Raw genomic sequence first — 24,791 nt, 5'->3', positions numbered from 1 at the left:
TAATGACTTTCTACGGGCGCTCTACCGTAACATGTTGAAACAGAAGGGGCTTCCCAGCTTTAGTTTAATCACAGGCGATGAAAGTTTATCCGAAAATCATACAAATATAATTTTCATTTATCAAAAAAGATGGTCCGGTAGCCACAGGACAAGGTCCGGAAACAGGGCAATGGCAAGAAGCGCGATCACCTGAATAATGATGAAGGGGATGACGCCGCGATACATGGCTCCGGTGGGCACGGATGCATCCGCCACTCCGCGCAGATAAAACAGTGCAAATCCAAAAGGTGGGGTCAGAAAGCTCGTTTGCAGGTTCATTGCCATCAGTACGCCCAGCCATATCGGTCCGGCGATGCCGTCCATTGCCAACAGTACGGGTGCCACAATGGGGACGACAACGAAGGTGATTTCAATAAAGTCCAGAAAGAACCCCAGAACGAACATCAGCAGCATGACCGCGATCAGGGCCCCAACCGTGCCGCCGGGCAGGGCATGCAGCATGGCCTCGATTGCGGCGTCACCGCCAAGCCCACGGAAAACGAGGGAAAACAGGGCGGCACCGATCAGTATTGCGTAGATCATGGTCGACAGCCGGACACTGGATGACAGCACTTCTTTCAGGACGCCGCTGCGATGCACAGTGATCAGCGCATACACGAATGCGGCCGTGAAAATCATCAGAATGCCGAAAGCCAGCAGGTGGAGGAGGGCGTCGTCCGTGGTTCTCAGGTCGAGCAGGGCAGCCAGTGCGAACAGGGCCGTCCCTGACAGGGCACCGATAATGGCGGTCCGCGCGGCCCCCTGACGTGCCGCGCCAAGCAGCAAGGCACCGACAGCGCCGACCGATGCAGCTTCCGTCGGGGTGGCGATTCCGCCCAGTATGGCCCCGAGCACCGCCACGATCAGTATCAGCGGCGGCAGCAGCGCGGTCAGAAGGCGCCCGTAAAAGGCAGGACCCAAAGGGCCGTCCTGCGTTTGCGGCATGGCGGGGCTGGAATCGGGTCTGAAAAGAGCCATGGCGGCCTGATACAGGATATACAGTCCGACAAGAATAAGGCCCGGCACCAGTGCCCCGGCGAACAGCTCTCCGGCGCTCATCGGCTCTGGTGCGAAAATCATCTGGTTCAATTGCGCCTGCTGCCATGCGGATGACATGACATCAGCCAGCAGAATCAACACGATGGATGGCGGAATGATCTGGCCCAGGGTACCGGCGGCGGCAATCGAACCCGTGGCCAGCGCGGGGTCATATCCGCGCCTCAACATGGTCGGCAGGCTCAAAAGACCCATGGTCACCACAGTGGCGCCGACAATACCGGTGGAGGCCGCCAGCAGAGCGCCGACAACGGTGACGGCGATACCCAGGCCCCCGCGTAACGAACCGAAAAGTTGGCCCATGCTGTCCAGAAGATCCTCGGCGACTTTCGATCTTTCAAGCATCACACCCATGGTGATGAACAGCGGCACGGCGAACAGCAATTCGTTCCGGATGACGTTTTCGAACAGCCGGTTGGGCAGGATTTCCAGGAAACCGGGGTCAAGCACGCCGCTGGCGACGCCGATAATGCCGAACAGCAATCCGGTGCCCGCAATGGCAAAGGCAACGGGGAACCCCGTCATAAGGACGGCGACCAGCACCAGGAACATGCCGCCGGTCAGCCACGGTGTCAGGCCTGTCATGACGGTGTCCCGGAAAACAGGCGCTGTCCAAAGCGCAGCAGATCGGCAAGCGTGTTGATGCTGAGCGTCAGGGCAAACAGCAGCAGTGTCGATTTCAGGATATAGACAAAAGGCAGGCCGCTTGCCTCAACACTGCCTTCGCCGATGGACCAGCTTGCCAGAACATAGGGCAGGCTGGCCCACCAGAACATGGCCAGGAACGGCACCAGAAGAAGGCAGGTGCCGACGAAATTGACCCAGGTGCGCCTGCGTGGAGACAGGCGGCTGTAGATCAGGTCGACCCGCACATGGTCATCCTTCAGGGCGGTGTAGCCCGCCCCGCCCAGAAACATCAGCGCATTGATATATTGCAGGCTTTCCTGAAGCTGGACACTGCCGCGCCCGAATACGTAAACCATGAGAACAACGCTGAACTGAACAATGACAAGGGCCAGCGGCGTCACGGCCAGAATGGCACCGGTGCCCGCCGTCACACGGTCGAGACCGGCGACGACCTTTTCTGTCCCTACCATATTGAAAGCCATATGAAGCGCGGTCCGTCTACAGGTCGGCCAGACGACGGGCGCTGGTAAAAGCCTCTTCGGCCACTTCGCCCCAGCGCATCCCGCCCGCACGGGCCGCCTGGAAGCTGTTAAAGACGCGGCCTGTCATTTCGTCCCTGGCGGCCGCTTCCGCCAGAACCTCGGCCGAAATTTCAGCCAGACGTCGCAGAATGGCATTGTCAAAACGGCGTAACGTGACGTCGTGATCCTTCACAAGGGTTTCCAGCGCCCGGGCGTTGTTCGCATTGAATTCGGCATACATGATATCGTTTTCAGCATCGGCGGCGCTTTGGATAATGGCTCTGTCCTGGGGGCTCAAATCCTCCCACAGTGTCTTGTTGATGCCGAGAGACAGTGTGGTGCCCGGTTCGTGAATACCCGGATAATAATAGTTTTTCACAATGGTATGGAAGCCGAAGGCCAGATCGTTCCAGGGGCCAATCCATTCGGTTGCGTCAAGATTGCCCTGTGCCATGGCCTGAAAGATTTCGCCGCCCTGCTTGGTGACCGGCGTGGCTCCCAGTCTTGCCATGACCTCGCCGCCGAGGCCGGGCATGCGCATGCGCAGACCCTGAAAATCTTTGGGCGACGATATTTCGCGGGCAAACCAGCCGCCCATCTGAACCCCGGTGTTCCCCGCCATCATGGGTTTGACGTTAAACGGGGCGGCCAGTTCGTCCCATAATTCCTGTCCGCCGCCAAAACGGATCCAGGCAGCCATCTCGCTGGCGGTCATTCCCATCGGTACGGCGGCAAAGAAATTGAAGGCGGGTGACTTGCCCTGCCAGTAATATTCGGCAGCGTGGTACATGTCGGCCTTGCCCTGTGAAACGGCGTCAAATCCGCCAAGCGCACCGACCAGTTCGCCTGCGGCATAGACCCTGACAGTCAGGCGTCCATCCGACAGATCAGCGATACGCCGGGCCAGACGTTCGACCCCCGTACCGATGCCGGGAAAGTTTTTCGGCCAGGCTGTCACCATGGTGAGGGCCCGTTTCCGCCGCGCCACTGCCGTGGCACCGCCCTGTTCCTGGCCGTCGGGTGTGCTGCCGCCCTGGCCGCAAGCCGCCACAAGCCCGGCGGCGCCGATGGCGCCGGCGCCCCGGATCAGCGTTCGGCGGCTGACGGTATGTGGGGCCGGTGCGGGGGTGCCTGCCTCCGATCGTCTGGCTTTGTTAAGCTGGTCTTGATTGACGGTTTTCTTTGGCACTCCGGAACCTCCCCTGGTGGACAGCCGGGTTTTGCCCGACAGTCCCATTTTGGCGCCACAGTATAGAAGTCTTCGCGCTGACAACAAGAGGGCATGGCGCATGATGACACGGGATTGATCGGAGAATTTCCCTAAAAAGGGAAAACCGGTAACGGAAGGGAAACGATCAAACGGATACGCCAGCCTGCGGGCGGCACTTCCGGCCGGATGGACCGCTGTGCCGGATGGGCGTGCTATTTCACCGGGGGCATATCGAACCAGCCTTCCGGTCCCAGCCGTTCCAGCGGATTGAAGCGGCGTTTGTAATCCATCTTGCGGCTGCCTTCGACCCAGTAGCCGAGATAGACATAGGGCATGCCGTCTTTCATGGCCCTGTCGATATGATTGAGGATCATGTAGGTGCCAAGGCTACGGCCATTCTCGGACGTATCGAAAAAGCTGTAAACCATTGACAAACCATCTGAAAGTTCATCCGTCAGGGCCACGGCCATCAGCTTGTTGTCGAGACTGCGACGATATTCGATCAGGGCCGTTTTGACGGGGCTGGTTTCCACCATGTCGCGATATTCGCCCTGGCTCATGTCGGCCATGGTGCCGTCCGCATGGCGGGCGTTCAGATAATGGCGCAGAAGGTCGTATTGTTCTTCCGTCACATGCGCCGGGCGCAGAACGCTTTTCAGATCGGTATTGCGGCGGGCGATCCGTTTCAGCGAGCGGCTCGGGGTGAAATCCCTGGCGCGCACCCTGACGGATACGCAGGCCGTGCACCCTTCGCAGGCCGGGCGGTAGACCACGGATTGACTGCGGCGGAAGCCGACCCGGCCAAGCGCCTCGTTCAGGGAGGGGGCATCCGGCCCGCGCAGCTCGGTGAAAACCTTGCGCTCGACCTTTCCTGACAAATAGGGACACGGCGCCGGGGCCGTGACGTAGAATTTAGGAAATTGCAGTCCCTGATCGGTCATTGGCGCTCCGCAAGCCGGGCTGTCATGCCTTAAACGAGGCCATAATACCACGGCACGAAGATTGTGAAAGCCAGCCAGACAAGAAAAATCAACGGTGTCCCAGCTCGCACAAAATCGGCAAAATGATAGTGACCGGGCGCCATGACCAGCAGATTGGTCTGATAGCTCATGGGCGTTGCAAAGCTGCAGTTCGCGCCGAAGATTACCGCAAGGAGGAAGGGCATGGGCGGCACACCCAATTCCGTCGCCAGGGAAAGAGCGATCGGTGTGAACAGAACGGCGGTTGCATTGTTCGACAACACATTGGTCAGCAGTGCCACCAGCAGGAAAAAGCCCGACAGCAGTACCCAGACCGGCGCGCCGCGCAGCACTTCGATCACCGTGTGGGCCAGCCAGGCGGCCCCACCGGTGCCCTGTAGGGCCGTCCCAAGCGCGAGAGCGGCCCCGACGATGGTGAAAACGCGCCGATCTATGGCGCGGCCGGCCTGACGGACATTCAGACAGCGTGTGATCAGCATCAGAACCGCGCCGACGATGGCGGTGATGGTGATGGGCAGCATCCCGCTGGCGGCTGTCAGGACGACACCGGCGAAAATCCACTGCGCGCGGGGGGCGAATTCCTGATGCGGCACGTCCGAGGCGGACGATTCCATCAGCAGGACATCCCGGTTTCCACGCAGGGACATCACATTGGTCCGTGTTCCCATGACAAGCAGCACATCGCCCGCCTCCAGCCTGAGCTGTGACAGGGCGGCGCGAATCATGCGGCTGCGCCGCTGTACGCCGAGAACCGTACATCCCGTTTCGGCCCGGAAACCCGATTGGGCCAGCGTGCGTCCGTCAAGGCGCGAGGCCGGCGCGATCACCGCTTCGGCGACCATGCGCCGTCCGCCGTCGTTTTCACTGTCCTCGTCCGTTTCTCCCTCGGCGCTGGTTAGCATGTCGGGGCTGGCGTTCAGCATATCCATCATCACGCTGCGGGTGGCGGCCACCATGACCACATCGCCCGTACGCAGGGTCACATCATCGTAAGGGGGCAGCAGTTTTTCCGGTCCGCGCTGGATCATGCGGATCGTCAGGTCCTTCAGGCCGGGAAACAGTCCGGCAACCGCCTGCTGCCCGACCATTTTGTTGGAGGGTTCCAGTTCGATCTGAAACAGGAATTGCTTGCCGCTGCTGCCGGCCAGCTGTTTCGCCATGCCCGACCGGTCCACAAGCAGGCGCGGCATGATGGTGATGACATACAACAGACCGGTAAAGGCGAGGACGGTGCCCGGCACGGTGAAGTCAAAAAAGCCCACCGCCTCGCCGCCCGCGCGCCCATAGGCACCGATGGCCAGCAGATTGGTGCTGGAGCCGATGACCGTCATGTTGCCGCCGAGGATGGCGACAAAGCTCAGCGGCATCATCACCATTGCCGCGCGCTGACCCAGTTTTTCACCAAGGGCTGCCATGATCGGAATAAACATGACGACGACGGGGGTGTTGTTCAGAACGGCCGAGACGATCATCACCACCAGAAAACACAATATAACGGTGCCCGCCGGATATCGTGCCCCCAGAATCATCAGGGCCCGTGCCGGTCCCTGAAGGGCACCGGTCTGCACCAGTCCCTGGCCGACGACAAGCAGCGCCATGATGGTGATCAGCGCCGGGTCGGCAAAGCCGGCAAGCAGCTGTCTGACGGTGACGGTCGGCGTGCCGTCATCGCCGGTGAGCGGCAGCAATTCGAAGACAAGCAGCAGAAGGGCAACGGTCGTGATCGATGAAATTTCCAGAGGAATACGGTCATAGGAATACGCCGCGATCGCGCCCAGAATGATCGCGAACGTCAACCACATTTGCAGTGTCGGCGTAATCAGTTCCATAAAACGGAGGTCGGCCCTTTAAACATGTCGTCACTGTAGCGCAGACACCGCAGGACATCACGGCGCGCCGCGCCCCAGGCGCCGGCTGTAACGCTTTCAGCGTGTGCCCGTGTCAGTGTTACAAACCGGCAGTGTTACAGACTGGATATGGGGGCGGCAAGCGGGATCGTCACAAACCGTGTTGCGGACGTAAGGAGAGCAGGGCGTTTTACCGGTCGCTTGCAATTCCGGGCGGAACCACCGGCGCCTCGCGCAGCACCAATACGGTGATACGGCGGTTTTCCGACCGGCCCGGTGTGTCGGGATACAGCGGATCGCTTGAGGCTTTGCCGACCACCTCGAAGATGCGATCGCTGCTGACGCCCGAACCGTCCAGAACCCGGCGGGCCGCGTTCGCGCGTTCGGAACTCAGGTCCCAGTTGTTGTAGCCGTCAGGCCGGCGAAAACTACCGCTGTCGGTATGGCCCTGCACGCTGATGCGGTTCGGCAGGCTTTGCACGGCTTCGCCGATTTCGGCGATGAGCTCGCGGGCGAAATCGAACAGGGTGGCGGTGCCGGGCTGAAACATCGGTCGGCGGTCCCGGTCGATAAGCTGGATTTTCATGCCGTCTTCGGTGATTTCCATGATCACCTGATCGGAATGCTGCACCAATGTGGGAGACGCTTGAATGGCAATGCGCAGTTCTTCCTGCGTCACGTTGAAATCATTGTCTTCCTGTGCCCGTATGCGTTCGGCCAGCGCGTCGTTGATGTTGCCGCCGGGCTCGAACTGCTGGTCGGCGTCGGCACCGCTGTCGCGGCCCTGGCTGGGGCCGGCATTGTCCTGCGGTGTGCCGGGATTGCTGATCACCACGATGGGCGAGGCATTCAGGCCCCTGCCGTCTTCCGTCGGCGGGTTCAGTTCTTCGATACCGGATGTGCCGGATGTGGCGGCGGTTGTCGGTGAAAAATAATCGGCCAGCCCCATCAGGGTTTCCGGCGGGGCCACGTTCAGCAGCCACAGCAACATGAAAAAAGCCATCATCGCGGTGGTGAAGTCGGCATAGGCCACCTTCCAGGCGCCGCCATGATGGCCGCCGCCTTCCACCTTGATCACCTTCTTGATGATCGGCCTTTGTTCATTACTGTCCGACATACTGCCTGATACTCTTCAAACCGCTCCGGGTGCGGCCCGCATGTCATGGATATCGGATCCATGCGGATGCCAGTGTTACAATGTATGGTTAATATCCGGCTAATTCCATAGTTTCCGACATGTTTGCCGCCCCGCGTCAAGTGCCGTTGCGTGCGGTTTTCCACCCTGCAATGAAACAGCCCGGACCGGCGGACAGCGAAACGGCCATGTCATGGCCGTCACCTCTGTCGCCGGTTTCCGCTCACGGGGCCGGTTTCAGGGACGGTTTCAGTGTCAGGACGGATGACCCGTCCGGCACCGGACTGTTCGTCGGAATCCGGATATAACGGCCTTCCCGCCATAGTGGGAACAGGTCGTCATAATGCGGTGACAGCAGATGCCCCGACTGACCCGTCGGCTGGATATAGAGCGATTTGTCCAGATCGCTCAGGTCGAAAATACCGCGATAGCTGGGGCCAAAGCCCGAGGCGTGCAGCGTATCCGGATCGGCACTGCTGCCGGCCACATTGATGGTGTAGCGGCCGCCGCCTTGTGCGCCCTTCAGGTGAAAAAAGTTGCCGATGAGCGGGATCTGCGAAAAAGGTCTATGGGCCTGTGTCAGAATATGACTGTCGCCCCATTTCTGTTTCCCGAGCACATTGTCCAGAACATTGTTCAGCACATTATCCAGAACCTTATCCACGTTATCGTCCGCGACATCGCCGCCGTTCAGCCAGATCAGCGTTTCGCTCAATGCATCGGCGACGAGCATGTTGCAGGTCTCGGCCCGGTCCCCGGTTGTGACATTGTCACACCAGGACAGGGACACATCCTTGTCCAGAACGGGCAGGGCAAAATAAGCATCCGTGTCCACCGGATCGCCGGCCATCTGACCGCCAGACATTGGGCCGGACCAGTAAAGCGCGCTTTTAAGCAGGCGCGGTTTCAGGCGCCGGAACAGGGGATACAGATCGTCGCCCAGTTCGTCGGCGATCAGTTTTTCCTGAAAGGTCAGCAGCCATGTCTGGAAGATGAGCGGTTCGTACCTGTCGGCCGCCATGTCCCCGTCCCAGGCTTTGAGCGCCGCCACCAGCGGATTATCCTGCGGGGCCAGCGCCAGAAGCCATGGTTTCACGTCGCGTACCATGTCCGAGACCGTATCCATGTGCAGGCGGACGAAACTGTCCGTATCGTGCGGCGCGCCGCTGCGCAGCAGATGACGGATGCGGTTGCCGCGATAGGGCAGGGACCAGTCGCGGGTGATGAAATGCGGATAGCCGTTTGCGACGATTTTTTCATTGGCGGTGGCGATCAGGCCGCCGTCCGGATTGTAGCGCGTGGGCAGGTCCTCATACGGTATGAAGCCCTGCCAGTCATACAGCGCGTCCCATCCGGGGGACGGCAGGCGCCCGCCAATGGGATTGTCCGGACGGCGCACCGGCACCCGCGCCGGGGCGTGATAGCCGATATTACCGTCCACATCGGCGTAAATCATGTTCTGCTGCGGCCCGAAATAATAGCGGCCCGCCGCCTTGAAATCCTCGAAATTTTGGACCCCGTTCAGCCGGGCGATGCCGATGGCGGCGCTGTCTTCGGCATCAAGGGCCGTCCAGCGCAGGGACAGAAGATAGCCCGGTTTCATGACATCGCGCGCCGCGCTGACCACGTCCGACACCACGGGACCGTGGCGCGTCTCCCGCACGGTGAGGGTCACATCCGCCTGTCCGCGTATTTTGATGACTTCCTCGCGGATGATGAAATCCGCGGGTCCGTCCGGCGTCAGATACTGTGTGTCGCCGACCTGCTTTTCCACATACAGGTCCTGGATATCGGGCGCCGTATTGGTGAACCCCCAGGCAAAGCGGTCATTGCGGCCCAGCACCACGCCGGGCGAGCCCGGAAAACTGACCCCGACGACATTTTCGTCCAGCGCCCTGTTGTGCAGCCGCACCAGATACCAGATGGACGGGGTGGACAGACCCAAATGGGGGTCATTGGCCAGCAGGGGTTTGCCGGTGGTCGTCAGACTGCCGTCGACCACCCAGTTGTTGGACCCGTAGCCAGCCGGTTTTTCCCGCATGAAGCCTTCTGAGAGCTGTTTGACGGGCAAATCCTCGAAAATATCGGCCAGGGCCGGCAGGGGGGCTTCGCTGTCGCCGGGATAGGTCGGATACAGGCTTGCGACTTTTTCCGGCGGCAATGCCATCAGTGCCCGCGCGCGGGCCAGTTCGGTGCCCATGTTGCCCGACAGGTCAAGCCACATCATTTTCTGCCAGACCATCGTATCGACGGGGGACCATGGGTCCGGTTCCGCGCCCAGCAGCATGAATTCGGGGGGCAGGGCACCGCGACGGGTGTCCAGAAAGGCATTCACCCCTGCGGCATAGGCCTTCAGCATCGCCTGCGCCTCGGCGTTCAAATGCGCATAGGCGCTTTCCGCGCGGGACCGGAAGCCGAGAGTGCGGAAATATTTGTCCAGATCCAGCACCGCGGGCCCCATCACTTCCGCCAGGCGGCCGCTGCCGACACGGCGGTTGAAATCCATCTGCCACAGCCGGTCCTGGGCATGGACATAGCCCTGGGCGAAGAAAAGGTCCTGTGCGTTGGCGGCGGAAATATGCGGCACGCCATGGGCGTCGCGGGCGACGGTCACCGGTGACGTCAGACCCGGCAATGTCACCGTGCCAGCCGTCTGCGGCAGGCTGGAACGCATCACGCCATAGCCGATGAATAGAATGACCGCGATCAGTCCGGCAAGAATCAGTCCGCTGATTTTAACAGCACGCATGGGGGCTTGTCTCCTTGGTCGTATCGGGCTGGCAGGCCGGGCGTGGCGCTGGACTCTGTTCCCGGCTCCGCTTATCTGTTTAACCTTTCGGCGGTCATGGATGCAGGCATATCGTATGGCCAATTTGCCATTTATACTCTCGGCTGTGTCATCGGCGACCGGCCGGGGCCGTTTACAGGCATGAGTTTAGCGGGGAGAGACCATTGAGCAAGGTTGCATTTATCGGTCTTGGCGTCATGGGGTATCCCATGGCCGGTCATCTGGTCCGTGCCGGCCACGAGGTGACGGTCTATAACCGCACCCGTGCCCGTGCCGAGGAATGGGTGTCGCATCACAGGGATGCGGGCGGTGCCGCGCAGGATGCGCCCCCCGCGTTTGCCGATACGCCGCGCGTGGCCGCCGGGGGCGCCGATTTCGTTTTTGCCTGTGTGGGGGCCGACAAGGATGTCGCCGCCGTCTGCCTGGGCGAGGACGGGGCGTTCGCCGGCATGCGGCCGGGCAGCGTTTTTGTCGACCATACAACGGCCAGTGCCGACTGTGCCCGTGCCATGGATGCGGCGGCCGTGGAGCGTGATGTCGCCTTTATCGACGCCCCTGTCTCGGGCGGTGAGGCCGGGGCCATATCGGGGGCCCTGACGGTGATGTGCGGCGGCGACGAAGCCGCCTTTCCCAGGGTCAGGCCGGTTATGGAGGCCTATGCCCGTTCCGTGCGTCTGATGGGGCCGGCCGGTTCCGGCCAGTTGACCAAAATGGTCAATCAGGTCTGTATCGCCGGCATTCTTCAGGGCCTGTCTGAGGCGTTGCATTTCGGGCTTGAGGCGGGGCTGAACGGTGACATGGTTGTCGATGTGATTTCGAAAGGCGCGGCGCAAAGCTGGCAGATGGACAATCGCGCGCACACCATGATCGAAGGCCAGTTCGATTTCGGGTTCGCCGTGGACTGGATGCGCAAGGATCTGGCCATCGTTCTGGATGAGGCGCGGCGTCTGGGTGTCAGTCTGCCCCTGACCGCGCTGGTGGACCAGTTTTACGGCGATGTCCAGGCCATGGGCGGCGGGCGCAACGACACCTCCAGCCTGATCCGCCGCCTCCGGGACTAACGATTTGATACCCCTTGTGAAGGACAACGCGCGGACGGCAAGGCTGCCGGTCACGAACACCGTCCTGTACTTAAAGCGCCCCGCCTTAAAGCATGGTGTCGTCTTCCGGCGCGGGTGGCTTGCCGGTTCCCTTTTCCTCCGCCGGCGGGTCCAGCGGCAGGAAGAGACGGAACATCGAGCCCTTGCCCACATCGCTTTCCAGGGTGATCCGCCCGCCCAGGCGCGCGGCCAGGTCGCGGCAGATGGCCAAGCCGAGGCCGGCCCCCTTGTTGCTGCGGGCGTAATCCTTGTGCACCTGTTCGAACCGTCCGAACATTCTGCTTTTGGCCTCGGGCGCGATGCCGCACCCGGTGTCGCGGACCTCGATCACGATTTCGGCGGGCGCGGCGCCGTTCTGCTCGGAGGGCGGCGTTGCGATGCGGACGGACAGATTGATGCTGCCGGACGATGTGAATTTGATGGCGTTGTCGAGAAGATTGTCGACGATCTGCCGCACGCGGGACGGGTCGGTTGTCAGGGCCGCTGTCTCGATCCCGTTTTCAAGGGTGCAGATAAAATCCAGACCTTTGATCGCCGCCTTGCGCTTTGCCGCGGCACCGCAGCGCGACACCAGTCCGGCGATGTCCACCGGTTCGGTCACGATGGACAGACGCCCGGCCTGAAGCAGGGCCAGGTCCAGCGTATCGTTGACGATCCGCAGCAAATGGTGGGCCGCGTCGCCGGCGGTTTCCAGATAATCCCGCTGCTTGTCGGTCAGCGGCGTGGTGGTGGCCGTCAGGTCGATGAAGCCGATGATGGAGTTCAGCGGTGTGCGCATTTCATGGCTCATATTGGCGATGAAATGAGATTTGGCTTCGGATATGTCCCCTTCTAGCTGGCGCTGGTGCCGTTCCTTGCGGATATATCCCAGGATCAGGGACACCACGGCGATATAGATGACCGCGATCAGGATACAGGTGCCGTAGATCAGATATGTGTCCGGTCCTTCGACGATCCAGCCGTTCGTCGGCTTGGCCGCCAGTATCCATTCACCGTTTCCGGGCAGGCGAATGGTCATCAGCACCGCGTCCGATCCTGCGGCGAACCAGTCCTCGCGCCCCAGAAAGACCGCGCCCCGTTCCCCCTGCCCATCGGTACCGCGCAGGGCGATCCGGATATCGGAATGCGCCTTTTCAATCCCGGTCTGACGGTAGAAGGCGCCGAGACGGATCGGCATGGACAATATGCCCCAAAGCGGGGTGTCGGACGCCCCGCCGCCATAGGACAGCGGGTTCGCGAACACGGGAAAGCGGGCAATGAAGGCCTGGCCGCCCTGTACCAGATCGACCGGGCCGGCCAGTACGGCATGTCCGGTTTCCGCCACGCGGCGAATGCTCGGCCACTGGTCCGGCATGTCTCTGTAGTCGCGGCCGATAATCTGTTCGTTGCCGGCCTGCGGGTAGACATATCTGATGGTGAAATCGTGCGCCGCCGATACATTCTGAAGATAGGGTTTTCGTTTCAGAATATCGGCGGCCAGCATCTTGAAATCCTCCTTGCCGATGGACAGATCGCTGCCGATCGTCGCGGCGAGCCCGCTGATCAGGAAAAAAGTGCTGTTGGCTTCATTTTCTATTTTTGAGTGGACCACGGAGGCCTGGGCCCGCACCAGATCGCGCTGAGTGTTCAGCGCCCACTGGCGGTCCAGCATCAGAAGATGATCGCAAACCGCCGAGATCACGACCAGTCCGGCAATGACCAGGACAATCGGTATGGTCAGTTTTTTCAGTGTCTTCATGCGGTGCCGCCGTATTCGTCCGTGTCCGTCCGTGACCGGTTTCCCGAATGGCCGGGGCCATTTTACCAAGCCGAATGATCGGTCAGACCCAGGTATCGGCCTGACCGCGTTACCGGAATGAGCGACCAGACTATGCGAACAGGGCTTGCTTAATTCTTAATGACACTTCTTTAATGCTTGGCCTTGCGTCAAAATGCACGACGGCCGCTGATTTTGCGCGGCTTTTCGGTTGACTTTTGCCGGCTCTGCCTCTATCCCCCGCCCATCCACGAATGGGCAGGACCAACGGTGGTCCTGTCCGCACAGGCAAATATGTGCCGTCTCGCCCGGATGTTCCCGCACTGCCGATGCAGTGCCGGGGATGGTTCGATACGGGCGATACGACACCGTGTCTGTGGCGCTTGAGAGAAAGGAGCGATTCGGCTATGTCCAAGCGTATACAAGCGAAATACAAGATTGACCGCCGTATGGGCGAAAATATCTGGGGCCGGTCCAAGTCCCCGGTGAACGCCCGCGAATATGGTCCCGGCCAGCACGGCCAGCGCCGCAAAGGCAAGATTTCCGACTTCGGCCTACAGCTGCGCGCCAAGCAGAAGCTGAAAGGCTACTACGGCAACATCACGGAAAAGCAGTTCCGCCGCTATTATAATGAAGCGGACCGCCGCAAGGGCGACACCGGCGAAAACCTGATCGGCATCCTTGAGTGCCGTCTGGACGCCATCGTCTACCGGGCCAAGTTCGTGCCGACCGTGTTTGCCGCGCGTCAGTTCGTCAATCACGGCCATGTTCTGGTGAACGGCCGCCGCTGCAACATCCCGTCCGCGCTGCTGCGCCCCGGCGATGTGGTGGAAGTGCGTGAAAAGGCGCGGGAAATCCCCATGGTGATCGAAGCCGGCCAGTCGCCCGAGCGCGACGTGCCGGAATATGTCTCGGTCGAGGGCCTGAAGGCCACCTTCGTGCGTGTGCCCAGCCTTGACGAGGTGCCGTACCCGGTCGTGATGGAACCCAATCTGGTGGTCGAATTCTACTCCCGTTAACGGGACCGGACAGTCCGGAAAAATGAGGGGGCGGCCTGTATTCGGGCCGCCCCTTTTTCGTGCCCGGTAATTTCATTCCGTCTTGCCCGCGCCGGAACCCTGTGACAATCAGATTGTCAAATCATAACTGTTTTCAGTCAAAAGGGGGGGCTGAGGCCATGCACGGTATTGACGAGAATTATGACTGGCGCCCGGTGCGGGACGGTGACGCCGACGGTCTCATCCGTCTGATCGACGGGTGTTTCCGCGAATATGCCGACCAGGGCGTGGTGATCGATCTGGACGATCTGGACAGCGATCTGCGTGCCTATGCCAGCCATATCGCGACCCTTGGCGGCGAGGCCTTCGTCGTGGAGGAAGACGGCGAGATTATCGCGCTGGTCTCCTATGCCGATCATGGCGGCGGACGGTTCGAGCTGAAGCGCCTTTACGTCCAGGCGGACCGGCGCGGCGGCGGGTTCGCGCGGGCGCTGGTGGACCATGTGGAGATGATCGCCCGCGGCCGTGGCGGCAAGACCATGGAGCTGTGGTCCGACAGCCGTTTCACCCGCGCCCACAGTTTTTATCGCCGCGAAGGCTACAACCACATGGATGAAACGCGGTCACTCGGTGACATTTCGGACACGACCGAATTGCATTTCATCAAAGAACTTTAGTTTATGGATTGAGGTTTTAACGGATTTTCCGCCCCCGGCACCTTGGCCCGGGCCGTCTTTCTGTCATAGGCTGCCACCACGGCGTCATTCAGGGGGGAGACGAGAATGCTGAAGCGCGTGCTGCCGGCGGTTGTCAGGTTTCTGGTCGTTGCCGGTTTTTGCACCGGTGCCGCCATGGCATCCGGAACACGAATGGCGGACGAACCCGCCGAAGGCCCGGCTGACGAAAAGGCCGGGGCGGACAGTTTCGTGGTTTCGCCGCGTCTGGACGCCGTCATGGCGCGGCGCTCCGTGCGCGATGTGGTCATCGCCCCGGACGGCAGCCGCATCGCCTTCACGGTGTTTGAAAACGCCTTTGACGACGATACCGACAGGACCCAGCTGTGGGTGGTCGCGGCGTCCGGCACGCCGCCGCGCCAGTTGACCTTTGCCGATAAGCCGGTGGGTGAGGTCGCCTGGACGGCGGACAGCCGGTCGCTGGCCTTCATGCGGGACGGCCGTCTGCACCTGATCGACCCCGCCGGCGGCGAGGCCCGCCAGGCCACCGACACGCTCAAGGACGCCGGCAATCTTCAGTTCAGCGCCGACGGCGCCTATCTTTACTATCTGTCCGAAACCGGCGACGACACCCAGGCCGGCAAAAAGTCCGAGGCGCGCAAGGAGCGGTACGGCGACTATACGGTGGTGCGCAGCGACGGCGGATACCGTCATCTCTGGCGTATCGCCCTGGATGACACGGGTCTGCCCGAGGGCGAGCCGGAGCAGCTGACCGACGGGCGGGCGTTTTCCATCGTCGACTATACATTGTCGCCGGACGGCGGACGTATCGCCTTTTCCACATGGCCGAGCCCGCGTCTGGTCGATCTGTTGAAGGGGCGCCTGTATCTGATGCCCGCCGCTGGCGGCGAGCCGGCGCTTCTGGACGACAGTCCGGGCTATAAATCGGCCCCCGTGTGGCGCGCGGATATGGGCGCCGTCGCTTACACCAATGGCGAAGGCTTTGCCGAATACAGCGACATCGTGATCCGCCCTCTGGACGGGGCGCCGGCGCGGGTGATCGACATGACCGTGCATGATCCTGCCCTGCTGTGGTTTGAGGGCGACGTGCTGCGCTATTCCGCCAGCGAGCGGACCGACCGCGCTCTGTTCGAGCGGGATGTGCGCCGGGACCGTACCCGCCGGATCAGCCGGGACGGCGATTATGTCTTTTTGCCCAGCGTGTCGCGGGACGGGTCGGCCTTTGCCGCGCGGCTGGCATCGAGAACGGGCCTTGAGGAAGTGGCTCTGCTGGCCGCCAAGGGACGCAAGCGCCGGATCCTGAGCGATTTTTCCGCCCAGCTTGACGGTATCGACCTGCCGGCGCAGGAGCTTATCCGCTGGACCGGTGACGACGGGCTGGAGATCGAGGCCGTTCTGACCAGGCCGGCCGGTTTTGAAGAGGGACGCGCCTATCCCCTCTATGTTCTGACCCATGGCGGTCCCGTCGGCACCGACCGGCCGCTGGCCGCCGCCTCGCCCCGCTCGATCTACGCGCCCGAGGTGCTGGCCGCCGAGGGGGGCGGTGCCCTTGTGCTTCAGGTCAACTACCGCGGCAGCGCCGGCTACGGCCAGGCGTTTCAGACCAGCAACCGCCGCAATCTGGGGCTGGGCCCGGCGCGTGACATCATCGCCGGCGTCACCAAACTGATCGCCGACGGTCTGGTCGACGAAAACCGCATCGCCTGTCTGGGCTGGAGCCAGGGCGGGCATATCTCCGCCATGCTGTCCACATATTCCACCCTGTGCACGGCGGCCATCATGGGCGCGGGCATCAGCGACTGGCGCACCTATTATTACAACACCGACATCACCCAGTTCACGACCCAGTATTTCCGCGCCACCCCGCTGGAAGACGATGCGGTCTATGCCAAAACCTCGCCGGTGACCTATATCGACAGGGCGGAAACCCCGGTTCTGATCCAGCACGGCGAAAATGACAGACGGGTACCCATCGCCAATGCGTACCAGTTCCGCCAGCTGTTGCGGGACAAGGGCGTGCCCGCCGACATGGTCGTCTATGCCGGCATGGGCCACGGGCCCCGCAAACCGAAAACCCGCCGTGCGATTGCCGAACACGCGCTGTTGTGGATGCGCCATCACCTGTTCGGGGCGGAGGCGCCCGATTTTGTCGCGCCGGTTCCACCGGTTGAGGAGTGACCGGCCCGGTCTGATATATCATTGCCGCCAGCCAGGGCGCAGAGATGACGCAAACGGGGAGAAGAATGATGCTGGAGACCGCCACGCTGCTGATCGGGTTTGCCGCCGTGCATTTGATGGTGGTCATCAGTCCGGGCCCCAGCTTTCTGGTGGTGGCGCGGGCCTCGGTCGCGGCCTCGCGCCGCTACGGTGCGTGGATCGCCGTCGGGCTCGGCCTCGGTTCGGTGATCTGGGCGATGGCCGCGCTGTTCGGCCTGACGCTGCTGTTCCGGCAGCTGCCGTGGCTGTATGCGGGCATGAAGGTGGCCGGGGCGCTGTATCTGATCTTTCTCGGGGTCATGCTGTGGCGGCATGCGCGCGACCCCCTCACCGCCGCCGCCAGTCCCGGCCACAGTCCCGAGCGCGGGGCGGGGCGGGGCATCCGTCTCGGCATTCTGACGCAACTGTCCAACCCGAAGGCGGCGGTCTTTTTCGGCTCGGTCTTTGTCACGCTGTTGCCGGCCGACCCGAGCCCGGCCACGGTCGCGTTGGTGCTGGCCGTGATCTTCGTCAATGAATGCGTCTGGTATATGGCGGTGGCGCGGGCCTTTTCCATCCGGCGGCTGCGCGATGCCTATCTGCGCGTCAAGGCCTGGACAGACCGGGTGACGGGCGCCTTTCTCTCCGCCCTCGGCGTCCGGCTGATGACGGACGCGTGAGAGTGCGCGCGCCAAAATTGTAAATATCGCTTTTCCTTGCGGCTAACCGGCGGCGGGCGTAGACAGGACCCCTAAACACCGTTCCGAGGGGAGCCGTGCGCGCCTGTTACCGATGTCAGGCAATCCACGGCTGAGAGTGTCCGGCAAGCGGGCAGACCCTTAGAACCTGATCTGGCTGACACCAGCGAAGGGACAGGAGCTTGACCCATGCCTGATACTGCACACCCGAAAACCGATTCAAACGGATTTTCCGTCACCACCGGCGAGCTGCCGGGCTCGAAGAAAATCTATGTGACAAGCGAGCGTATGGACGATGTGCGCGTGCCCATGCGCGAAATCCATCTGCACCCGACGGCCAATGAGCCGCCGGTGCGCGTCTATGACACCTCCGGCCCCTACAGCGACCCGGCGGCCGAGATCGACATCTACAAGGGCCTGCCGCCGTTGCGCCAAAACTGGGTCGAGGGGCGCGGCGATGTGGAACGCTACACCGGCCGCGACATCCGTCCGGAAGACAACGGCAATGTGGATGACAAATATCTCGCCCCCGAATTTCCGGTGAAGGTCCAGCCCCTGCGCGCCAGGGACGGCAAGGCGGTGACCCAGCTGGCCTATGCCCGCGCCGGCATCATTACGCCGGAGATGGAATTCGTCGCCGTGCGCGAGAATTTAGCGAGAGCGCAAGCGGCGGAAGAGGCCGCAAAAACAGCCCGCGACGGAGAGGATTTCGGCGCCGAAATCCCCGATTTCATCACCGCCGAGTTTGTCCGGGACGAGATCGCGCGCGGCCGCGCCATCATCCCCGTCAACATCAACCACCCGGAAAACGAGCCGATGATCATCGGCCGCAATTTCCTGGTCAAGATCAACGCCAACATCGGCAATTCGGCCGTCACCTCCTCCATCGCGGAAGAGGTGGACAAGATGGTCTGGGCTACCCGCTGGGGCGGCGACACGGTGATGGACCTGTCCACCGGGCGCAACATTCACAACACCCGTGAATGGATCCTGCGCAATTCGCCCGTGCCCATCGGCACCGTGCCGATCTATCAGGCGCTGGAAAAGGTCGACGGCGTCGCCGAGGACCTGACGTGGGAAATTTACCGCGACACGCTGATCGAGCAGTGCGAGCAGGGGGTGGATTATTTCACCATCCATGCCGGCGTACGTCTGGCCTTCATCCATCTGACGGCCAAGCGGGTGACCGGCATTGTCAGCCGCGGCGGCTCCATCATGGCGAAATGGTGCCTTGCCCATCACAAGGAAAACTTCCTCTACACCCATTTCGAGGACATCTGCGAGATCATGAAGGCCTATGACGTGTCCTTCAGCCTTGGCGACGGCCTGCGGCCCGGCTCCATCGCCGATGCCAATGACGAAGCCCAGTTCGCCGAGCTGCGCACGCTGGGCGAACTGACCAAAATCGCCTGGAAGCACGATGTGCAGGTGATGATCGAAGGTCCCGGCCATGTGCCCATGCACAAGATCAAGGTCAATATGGAAGAGCAGCTGAAGCACTGCCATGAGGCGCCCTTCTACACCCTCGGCCCGCTGACGACCGATGTGGCGCCGGGATACGACCACATCACGTCCGCCATCGGCGCGGCGATGATCGGCTGGTTCGGCACCGCCATGCTGTGCTACGTCACGCCCAAGGAGCATCTGGGCCTGCCCAACCGTGACGATGTGAAGGCGGGCGTCATCACCTACAAGCTGGCCGCCCACGCGGCGGACCTGGCCAAGGGACACCCGGCGGCGCAGATCCGTGACGATGCCCTGTCCCGCGCGCGCTTCGAATTCCGCTGGGAGGATCAGTTCAACCTGTCCCTGGACCCGGAAACCGCCCGCGATTTCCACGACCAGACCCTGCCGAAAGAGGCGCACAAGGTCGCCCATTTCTGTTCCATGTGCGGGCCGAAATTCTGCTCGATGAAAATCACGCAGGAAGTGCGCGACTATGCCGACGGCCTGACGGACAACCAGAAACGCGATCTGGAACGCATGTCGGAAGAGGAACGCGAGCGCGGCATGGCCGAAATGTCGGCCGAGTTCAAAAAGCGCGGTTCGGAAGTGTATCTGCCGGCGGAAAAGACACCCGGTCCGGCGGAATAATCCGCACACAGCCCGAACTTGAAGCCGTCTTAAAAAGCGCCTGCGGGCGCTTTTTACGCTTTGGTGCCGGCCTACCGGCACTATACGGAAATCCCGACGGCTATCCCGGCGGCCGCCATGGAACACAGGGGCTTACGGGGCAAGGCGCCCGGTGAAAAAGGACAAGATCTCGTCGCGGGCCGCCAGTGTCGGCTGGCCTGCCTCGTCGATCAGATGGGCTGTCACCACGCTGTGCGCGCACTGCACATGCTGCGCGAAAAATGGCGGCACATCCGGGTTGGCGGCGCTGTCCGGCAGGACGCGGGCCTGAAACCGGTCGCCCAGCGCCTCGGCATAGGCGGCAAAGCGTTCCGCCCTGCAAAACCGGTCCCCTTCAAACCGGTAGGCCAGCACGCTCAGATCGTCCCGGTCAAGGCGCCGGCGCACGGCGGCAAGCTCATCCGGCGCGATCTCCAGCCCCGCCGGATCGTCAAGCGGCAGCGACGGCTGCGACAGAACCGGTGCCAGCATCGCCGGTTCAAGCATCATCGTCAGTGCGAAATTGCCCGTGAAACACATGCCGATGGCGCCCACGCCCGGCCCGCCGCACTCTTCATGCGCCAGGTGGGCCAGTGCGCGCAGCCACTGCGTCACCGGGCTTGAGCCATTGGCGGCAAAAGCCCGGAATTCCGCACTGACACACGCCTTCCTGAACACGGCGCCGCCTTCCTCGGCGTCCGGCACGGCGCCGTCACGGCCGAACAGGGACGGCATATGGACCGTGAACCCCGCATCGCGCACCCAGCGGCTGAAGCGCGCCACATCGGGGCTGATGCCCGGCATTTCGGTCATGACGATGACGCCGGGCCCGTGGCCGGCCACATACACGTTTTTCGTGGTGCCGTTCAGCGTAATCGCGCGGCGGTCGAAATCGTCAAGCGGATCGTCCCGCCGTTGATTGCGTGCGGTCATGACGCGTCATCCTTTTGCCTGGTTTGATCATGGGGCGGAGTGTCCGTGCCGTTGGTAAACGCCGTCAGCAACGGCAGCAGCAGGCCGGTCAGGGTTTCCTTTTGACGGTCGGGCGGCCACAGATCCGGTTCAAGCGTGGCACGGGTGCCAACGCCGTCCAGTGCGGCGATCAGGCCATCCGCGCATGCCAGTGCCCGCTTGCGGGATGGTTTGCGCCCCTCGGGGGCCAGCGCCCGCAACGGTGTGATCAGCCGGTGCGTGATGCCGCGATAATACCCCTGGTGCACGCGGCCCAGGCGTTCGTCGGAAATGGCGCGGCCCCAAAAGGCAAGCCAGACGCGCCATTCGCCCCGGCTCTCCGCGTCCAGCGGCAGATACCCGCAGACACTTTGGATGAAGCGTTCCGGACTTTCGGTGGCACCGGGTCCGGTGGCGGCGGTCATCCGTTTCAGCGTGCGGCGGACAACTTCCTCCAGCGTTGCTTCCAGAACCGCGTCCTTGCCGTCAAAATAGTGTGTCACCGCACCGGTCGTCACATTGGCGGCACGGGCAACGTCGCGCAGGCGGGCGCCGTCCAGCCCGGTCCGGTTGATGACGCCGATGGCGGCATCGGTGATCATGTGGCGCTGTGCGGTGAGGTCGATTTTTTTTGGCATAACAGTGATTATATTTACGAGTGAGAGATCCATCGTCAAGCGGAATCTGCATGGCAAAATCGCTGGTGGCGGGCCCGGCTGGTACCAGCCCTTCAGTCGCGCCCGTCCTGTTCCGGGACCAGTGCGATCACCCGTGCCGGTCCGCCGGATCCGCCGGTGATTTTCATCGGCAGGGCGATCAGCGTCGCACCGGTCGGTGGCAGGTCTGCCAGGTTTGTCAGGTTTTCCAGCGCCGGAATGTTGGCGTCCGCCACGACGCGGTGGACCATGAAATCCGTCGACGGCCCATGGTCGATGGAGGCGGTGTCAACGCCGATCATCTTCACGCCGCGCGCCACCAGCAGGCGCGCCGCCTCCGCGCCGAACCCCGGAAAGATCAGGTTTGAGGCATCGCCCGGCGTGTCGTCGCCCATATAGGCTTTCGTATCCGGCCAGCGTTTTGACCAGTCCGTGCGCATCAGAACCGCGCTGCCGGCCGGGACCGGTCCGTGCGCGGCTTCAAACGCCGTGATATCGGCCACCGTCAGGCGGTAGGCGGGCTCAGCCGCCGCCCGGGCCGAGACATCGATCACCCGCACCGGCAGCACCATGTCGCCGACCGGGATCTGATCGACCGTGCGCCGCTCGGCGAAAAAATGGATCGGCGCATCCATGTGGGTGCCGCCATGCTCGGCCGTCGCCAGCGCATAGGCCGAATAGAAATAGCCCCCCGGCGTTTCGCCGTAAGCCAGCTCGGTATGCTCGAACCCCTTTTCCGCCGTCGGCCAGTAAATGGTGTCGGGCCCGTAGGCATGGCTGAGATCGACAATGGTGTCGGCTGCGCGCGCGGCGTGCTGCGCCGCCGGACCGAAGACCCCGGCCGCCACGAACAGCATGGCCGCGCAGGCTTTTATACGCGGTGGCAGGCTCCTGATACCGTGTGTGGTACGGATTGGACCCCGATGGCGCCGAAAGATTGTCATGTCTTTTCCCCTTCAAATCCGGCGGTCGGGCCGCCGTCAGCCGGTACTCACCCTGCTACTCACAGTGTCTCCACCGCGCGCGTTCTTTCGCCGCCGGTATCGCCGGTGTTCACCGTGTCCGACGGTTCGATCATCATGATCCAGCATTCCCCGTGCGCCACCGGCCGGTGGTCCGTGCCTTTCGGCACCACATGCAGGTCGCCTTCCTTCAAGGACACGGTTCTGTCGCGGTACTGTATATCCATCGCGCCCTTCCAGATCAGGAACAGTTCGTCCGTGTCCGGATGGGCGTGCCAGACAAACTCCCCCTCGATCTTGGCGATGCGCACGTCATAATCGTTCAGCCCGGCGATGCGCTTGGGTTGCCACCGGTCGCTGAAGGCGTTGAATTTTTCCGTTACATTGATGGCCATGGATGTCTCCGCACCGTTGATCCCGCAACACTATCCTATTGTGCGGCCCGGTTTGAAGGGCGCAATGCCGGACAGGCTGGGACAGTTTTCTGACAGGGACAGTCGCCATGCCCGCCACAGCGGAAGGCCGACATCACCGCCTTTGCCGTCGGCCTAAGCGATGCGATGCGCGAGACGCGCGGTTACCGTCACCTGATCGGCCAATGATCCGCCAATAATCGGTCAGCGATCGTTCACTGTCGGGGGAGGGCGGAAGGGCCTCAGCCCTCCACCGGTTCCACGATCAGCAGGCTGCCGTCCACGGCGGTCACGCGGACCCTGGCGCCCGCCGCCGTGTCCGGGCCGCTGGCCAGCCAGCGCGTGTCGCCCATCTGTACGTGGCCGCGTCCGTTTTCAATGGGCGCCACCACGGTCAGCACCCGGCCCACATGCTGCCCGCCGCGCCGGTTGACGCGGGCCTCGTCCGCCTCGCCGCGCCGCCCGTAGAAAAACCGGTTGGCGGAATAGATCGACCCGGCGGCCAGCGCGACAAAGACAAGCCCGTGCCATACCAGGCCGAGGTCCGGCAGCAGCGCGGCAAAACCCGCTGTGACCATGGCCGACAGTCCGATCCACAGCAGATAGACGCCGGGCAGGGCCATTTCGCCCGCCAGCATCAACAGTCCGATGGCCAGCCACAGCCACGCGCCATTGGCCAGGAGCCAGCTGATAAATCCTTCCAGACTTCCTTCCATGATCGTCACTCCACCGTCGGGATGCCGCTGTCGCTGGTGCGGCGTGTGCCGCCGGTGTCCGCCAGGCCGTATGGCATTGCGCCGTAGCCGGTGGTCATCCGCGGTGTCCCGAACGATGCGGACGCCCGGGAAGACCCGGACGACCCAAAGGGTGCAGGGGATGCAGAGCTGTCCGGGGACGGCCTGTGGGCTCTGTCATTGTCCAGGGGCGCGGGGGTTTTTCCGCGCCCCGTTCCGCGCCCGTCACCGGAGCCGCCGCCGGCCCTGCCGCCGATGTCGCCCAGCAGGTCGGAAATACCGCCGATCGCTCCGATCACGCTGGACGCTTCCAGCGGCATGAAGACCAGCTTTTCATTGGGCGAGGCGGCGAAATCCTTCAGCGCATCCACATATTTTTGCGCCACGAAATACTGGATCGCCTGTCCGTCGCCCGCCGCGATCGCGGTCGAGACCATTTCCGTCGCCTTCGCCTCGGCTTCGGCCTCGCGTTCGCGTGCCTCGGCATCCTTGAAGGCGGCCTCGCGCCGGCCTTCGGCCTCCAGAATGGCGGCGCGCTTTTCGCCTTCGGCGCGCAGGATTTCGGATTCCCGCTGGCCCTCGGCCTCGAGAATGGCGGCGCGTTTCTCGCGCTCGGCCTTCATCTGGCGGGCCATGGCGTTTACGATATCCCGGGGCGGCGCGATGTCCTTGATCTCGATACGGGTGATTTTCACCCCCCAGGGCTGGGTGGCCTCGTCCACCACGCTCATCAGGCGGGCGTTGATGTCGTCCCGCTTGGACAGCAGTTCGTCCAGATCCATGGACCCCATCACCGTCCGCAGATTGGTCATGGTCAGATTGAGAATGGCCAGGTTCAGATTGCGCACCTCATAGGCCGCTTTCGCCGCATCCATGACCTGGAAAAACACCACCCCGTCGGCGGCCACCATGGCATTGTCGCGGGTGATCACCTCCTGGGTCGGAATGTCCAGCACCTGCTCCATCAGATTGATGCGGGCACCGATGCGCTCGATGAAGGGGATGATGACATGAAAGCCGGGGCGCAGTGTCTTCACGAACCGGCCCAGCCGTTCCAGCGTGTATTCATTGCCCTGCCGTACCAGAACGACGGCGGAAAAAACCAGAATGACGGCGACCAGTATCAGGACACCGAACAGGATCAGTGTTTCTACCATAAAGCTCCCCCTGCCTGCTTTCGCAGGCGCGTTTGCAACGGCCTTTGCCGTTTTCCTAAAGCCCTTTCGGTCCGTTTGCGGTGCCTGAAAGGGCTTTAGGGCATATTTGCGGTGTCACCGCCCGGTTCAAGGTGGTGCCGTGTTCACGCCGCGCCGCGCC

Annotated in this window: 20 protein-coding genes and 1 riboswitch; of the genes, 6 read left to right on the top strand and 14 right to left on the bottom strand. The window is 62.4% G+C overall.

The window, feature by feature from the left end; genetic code table 11:
- Positions 1-120: 120 nt before the first annotated feature.
- The 7 genes from BXY39_RS13210 to BXY39_RS13180 form a co-directional block, all read right to left on the bottom strand.
- Positions 121-1,680, bottom strand: a complete 1,560-nt coding sequence (locus BXY39_RS13210) for a TRAP transporter large permease (RefSeq protein WP_121939370.1) — start codon at positions 1,678-1,680, stop codon at positions 121-123.
- Complete coding sequence (locus BXY39_RS13205; protein WP_170163836.1) at positions 1,677-2,192, bottom strand: TRAP transporter small permease subunit; 516 nt, start codon at positions 2,190-2,192, stop codon at positions 1,677-1,679. The genes BXY39_RS13210 and BXY39_RS13205 overlap by 4 nt, the downstream gene beginning before the upstream one ends.
- Before the next feature lie 28 nt (positions 2,193-2,220).
- Positions 2,221-3,432 carry a TRAP transporter substrate-binding protein gene (locus BXY39_RS13200; protein ID WP_245999181.1) on the bottom strand — a complete coding sequence of 404 codons (1,212 nt, stop codon included), beginning with the start codon at positions 3,430-3,432 and terminating at the stop codon, positions 2,221-2,223.
- 233 nt (positions 3,433-3,665) lie between these two features.
- Positions 3,666-4,394, bottom strand: coding sequence for an arginyltransferase (locus tag BXY39_RS13195; RefSeq protein WP_121939367.1), 729 nt, complete (start codon positions 4,392-4,394; stop codon positions 3,666-3,668).
- A 29-nt stretch (positions 4,395-4,423) separates the two neighbouring features.
- Complete coding sequence (locus BXY39_RS13190) at positions 4,424-6,262, bottom strand: SLC13 family permease (protein WP_121939366.1); 1,839 nt, start codon at positions 6,260-6,262, stop codon at positions 4,424-4,426.
- Positions 6,263-6,470: 208 nt separating this feature from the next.
- Positions 6,471-7,397, bottom strand: coding sequence for a flagellar motor protein MotB (locus BXY39_RS13185; RefSeq protein WP_121939365.1), 927 nt, complete (start codon positions 7,395-7,397; stop codon positions 6,471-6,473).
- A 241-nt stretch (positions 7,398-7,638) separates the two neighbouring features.
- Complete coding sequence (locus BXY39_RS13180; protein WP_121939364.1) at positions 7,639-10,164, bottom strand: penicillin acylase family protein; 2,526 nt, start codon at positions 10,162-10,164, stop codon at positions 7,639-7,641.
- A 203-nt stretch (positions 10,165-10,367) separates the two neighbouring features.
- Between BXY39_RS13180 and BXY39_RS13175 the strand changes: the two genes are divergently transcribed.
- A complete protein-coding gene (locus BXY39_RS13175) occupies positions 10,368-11,264 on the top strand; it encodes an NAD(P)-dependent oxidoreductase (protein WP_121939363.1) in 897 nt (298 codons plus the stop codon).
- 85 nt (positions 11,265-11,349) lie between these two features.
- On the opposite strand, the gene BXY39_RS13170 is transcribed toward BXY39_RS13175, so the two are convergent.
- Positions 11,350-13,041 (bottom strand): ATP-binding protein, encoded by a 1,692-nt coding sequence (locus tag BXY39_RS13170; protein WP_121939362.1) that lies wholly within the window; start codon positions 13,039-13,041, stop codon positions 11,350-11,352.
- Positions 13,042-13,466: 425 nt separating this feature from the next.
- On the opposite strand from BXY39_RS13170, the gene rpsD reads away from it, so the two are divergent.
- The 5 genes from rpsD to thiC all read left to right on the top strand — a co-directional run bounded on the left by rpsD (position 13,467) and on the right by thiC (position 19,740).
- Positions 13,467-14,078 carry a 30S ribosomal protein S4 gene (rpsD, locus tag BXY39_RS13165; protein WP_121939361.1) on the top strand — a complete coding sequence of 204 codons (612 nt, stop codon included), beginning with the start codon at positions 13,467-13,469 and terminating at the stop codon, positions 14,076-14,078.
- Positions 14,079-14,236: 158 nt separating this feature from the next.
- Positions 14,237-14,734, top strand: coding sequence for a GNAT family N-acetyltransferase (locus BXY39_RS13160; RefSeq protein WP_121939360.1), 498 nt, complete (start codon positions 14,237-14,239; stop codon positions 14,732-14,734).
- 105 nt (positions 14,735-14,839) lie between these two features.
- Entirely contained in the window at positions 14,840-16,930 is a 2,091-nt protein-coding gene (locus BXY39_RS13155) for a S9 family peptidase (protein WP_121939359.1), read from the top strand.
- A 65-nt stretch (positions 16,931-16,995) separates the two neighbouring features.
- Positions 16,996-17,628: a LysE family translocator gene (locus BXY39_RS13150; protein WP_121939358.1), complete on the top strand. Its 633-nt coding sequence runs from the start codon at positions 16,996-16,998 to the stop codon at positions 17,626-17,628.
- 76 nt (positions 17,629-17,704) lie between these two features.
- A riboswitch (TPP riboswitch) is annotated at positions 17,705-17,838 on the top strand.
- Positions 17,836-19,740: a phosphomethylpyrimidine synthase ThiC gene (gene thiC, locus BXY39_RS13145; RefSeq protein ID WP_121939357.1), complete on the top strand. Its 1,905-nt coding sequence runs from the start codon at positions 17,836-17,838 to the stop codon at positions 19,738-19,740. (Overlaps the previous riboswitch by 3 nt.)
- A 132-nt stretch (positions 19,741-19,872) precedes the next feature.
- Here the strand turns inward: thiC and BXY39_RS13140 are convergent, their stop codons facing one another.
- The 6 genes from BXY39_RS13140 to BXY39_RS13115 all read right to left on the bottom strand — a co-directional run bounded on the left by BXY39_RS13140 (position 19,873) and on the right by BXY39_RS13115 (position 24,631).
- Positions 19,873-20,691, bottom strand: coding sequence for a dienelactone hydrolase family protein (locus tag BXY39_RS13140; RefSeq protein WP_121939356.1), 819 nt, complete (start codon positions 20,689-20,691; stop codon positions 19,873-19,875).
- Positions 20,688-21,347 carry a TetR/AcrR family transcriptional regulator gene (locus tag BXY39_RS13135; protein WP_170163835.1) on the bottom strand — a complete coding sequence of 220 codons (660 nt, stop codon included), beginning with the start codon at positions 21,345-21,347 and terminating at the stop codon, positions 20,688-20,690. Before BXY39_RS13135 ends, BXY39_RS13140 begins: the two co-directional genes overlap by 4 nt.
- Before the next feature lie 92 nt (positions 21,348-21,439).
- Positions 21,440-22,309, bottom strand: coding sequence for a cyclase family protein (locus BXY39_RS13130; RefSeq protein WP_211332244.1), 870 nt, complete (start codon positions 22,307-22,309; stop codon positions 21,440-21,442).
- Between the two features lie 59 nt (positions 22,310-22,368).
- Positions 22,369-22,722, bottom strand: a complete 354-nt coding sequence (locus BXY39_RS13125) for a cupin domain-containing protein (RefSeq protein ID WP_121939353.1) — start codon at positions 22,720-22,722, stop codon at positions 22,369-22,371.
- Between the two features lie 260 nt (positions 22,723-22,982).
- Positions 22,983-23,456: an NfeD family protein gene (locus tag BXY39_RS13120; protein ID WP_121939352.1), complete on the bottom strand. Its 474-nt coding sequence runs from the start codon at positions 23,454-23,456 to the stop codon at positions 22,983-22,985.
- A 5-nt stretch (positions 23,457-23,461) separates the two neighbouring features.
- On the bottom strand, positions 23,462-24,631 hold the full coding sequence (locus tag BXY39_RS13115; protein WP_121939351.1) for an SPFH domain-containing protein: 1,170 nt from the start codon (positions 24,629-24,631) through the stop codon (positions 23,462-23,464).
- Positions 24,632-24,791: the final 160 nt, after the last annotated feature.

Origin of the sequence: Eilatimonas milleporae (assembly GCF_003688555.1) — a bacterium.
GTDB lineage: Bacteria > Pseudomonadota > Alphaproteobacteria > Sphingomonadales > Kordiimonadaceae > Eilatimonas > Eilatimonas milleporae.
Note: the sequence above shows the minus strand (reverse complement) of the source record. Positions and strands in the feature narration are given on the sequence as shown.

Excerpts from the sequence above, each read along its gene's own strand:
- BXY39_RS13190 (WP_121939366.1), bottom strand. The coding sequence starts at position 6,262 with ATGGAACTGATTACGCCGACACTGCAAATGTGGTTGACGTTCGCGATC.
- BXY39_RS13140 (WP_121939356.1), bottom strand. The coding sequence starts at position 20,691 with ATGACCGCACGCAATCAACGGCGGGACGATCCGCTTGACGATTTCGAC.
- BXY39_RS13135 (WP_170163835.1), bottom strand. The coding sequence starts at position 21,347 with ATGCCAAAAAAAATCGACCTCACCGCACAGCGCCACATGATCACCGAT.
- BXY39_RS13205 (WP_170163836.1), bottom strand. The coding sequence starts at position 2,192 with ATGGTAGGGACAGAAAAGGTCGTCGCCGGTCTCGACCGTGTGACGGCG.
- BXY39_RS13155 (WP_121939359.1), top strand. The coding sequence starts at position 14,840 with ATGCTGAAGCGCGTGCTGCCGGCGGTTGTCAGGTTTCTGGTCGTTGCC.
- BXY39_RS13130 (WP_211332244.1), bottom strand. The coding sequence starts at position 22,309 with ATGACAATCTTTCGGCGCCATCGGGGTCCAATCCGTACCACACACGGT.
- BXY39_RS13115 (WP_121939351.1), bottom strand. The coding sequence starts at position 24,631 with ATGGTAGAAACACTGATCCTGTTCGGTGTCCTGATACTGGTCGCCGTC.
- BXY39_RS13180 (WP_121939364.1), bottom strand. The coding sequence starts at position 10,164 with ATGCGTGCTGTTAAAATCAGCGGACTGATTCTTGCCGGACTGATCGCG.
- BXY39_RS13210 (WP_121939370.1), bottom strand. The coding sequence starts at position 1,680 with ATGACAGGCCTGACACCGTGGCTGACCGGCGGCATGTTCCTGGTGCTG.
- rpsD (WP_121939361.1), top strand. The coding sequence starts at position 13,467 with ATGTCCAAGCGTATACAAGCGAAATACAAGATTGACCGCCGTATGGGC.
- BXY39_RS13195 (WP_121939367.1), bottom strand. The coding sequence starts at position 4,394 with ATGACCGATCAGGGACTGCAATTTCCTAAATTCTACGTCACGGCCCCG.
- BXY39_RS13120 (WP_121939352.1), bottom strand. The coding sequence starts at position 23,456 with ATGGAAGGAAGTCTGGAAGGATTTATCAGCTGGCTCCTGGCCAATGGC.
- BXY39_RS13125 (WP_121939353.1), bottom strand. The coding sequence starts at position 22,722 with ATGGCCATCAATGTAACGGAAAAATTCAACGCCTTCAGCGACCGGTGG.
- BXY39_RS13170 (WP_121939362.1), bottom strand. The coding sequence starts at position 13,041 with ATGAAGACACTGAAAAAACTGACCATACCGATTGTCCTGGTCATTGCC.
- BXY39_RS13160 (WP_121939360.1), top strand. The coding sequence starts at position 14,237 with ATGCACGGTATTGACGAGAATTATGACTGGCGCCCGGTGCGGGACGGT.
- thiC (WP_121939357.1), top strand. The coding sequence starts at position 17,836 with ATGCCTGATACTGCACACCCGAAAACCGATTCAAACGGATTTTCCGTC.
- BXY39_RS13150 (WP_121939358.1), top strand. The coding sequence starts at position 16,996 with ATGATGCTGGAGACCGCCACGCTGCTGATCGGGTTTGCCGCCGTGCAT.
- BXY39_RS13185 (WP_121939365.1), bottom strand. The coding sequence starts at position 7,397 with ATGTCGGACAGTAATGAACAAAGGCCGATCATCAAGAAGGTGATCAAG.